The organism is Vibrio sp. 378, from assembly GCF_033339435.1.
Genome location: NZ_JAWOUO010000676.1, coordinates 1 through 648 on the forward strand (window position 1 = coordinate 1; position 648 = coordinate 648).

The 648-nt window shown below is 46.5% G+C and carries 1 protein-coding gene; it reads right to left on the reverse strand.

Translation table 11 applies throughout. The annotated features are described in order from the left end of the window. On the reverse strand, positions 1 to 648 hold a 648-nt coding region (locus tag R7Q48_RS28210; protein WP_411979301.1), incomplete at both ends, for a lactate/malate family dehydrogenase.

The following is a 648-nucleotide window of genomic DNA, read 5'->3' on the forward strand; positions in this document are numbered from 1 at the left end:
TTCCGATCTGGGTGAGTAAGAACCGACTCTGCACCTTTTTTCCCGACCACCGTCGGTAGACTTCGCACGACGCCACTCACACCATATTGACCCGACATCATCGTGCCAACTGGCAACACAGAGCGCTCATTGATTTTGATGGCTTGAATGATTCGAAATACGCTGGCTGCAATACCATGCACCGTATTATGTTTGCGACGAAATATCTCGTAACCCGCTTGCTTAACCGCTTCGAGCAACTCATCAGCATCGATTCTCTCGATATTGTGCGTATCGCAATAATAATCCGCAGGCTGGCCAGCAATAGAGATCAAACTCTTTGGTGTGAAACAGTGGCTTCCGTGCTCTCCCAGCACATAACCAAATATGTTTTTAGGGTCAAGATCCACACGGTTAGCAACAATACTCATCAAGCGAGCTGTATCGATAACACACCCGCTGCTTATCACTTTGTTTGGCTCAAAGCCCGTATTGGTAGTAATAAAATGAGCAACAATGTCACAAGGGTTAGACACAACAATCAAAACCGCCTTTGGCGCAACACGCTCTATTTTTCTAGCGATCTCGACGCCAATCTTCGCGTTGATTTCTGCGATATCTAAACGTGTTTGTCCTTGTTGAATTTGCGCACCTGCCGTTATCACAACA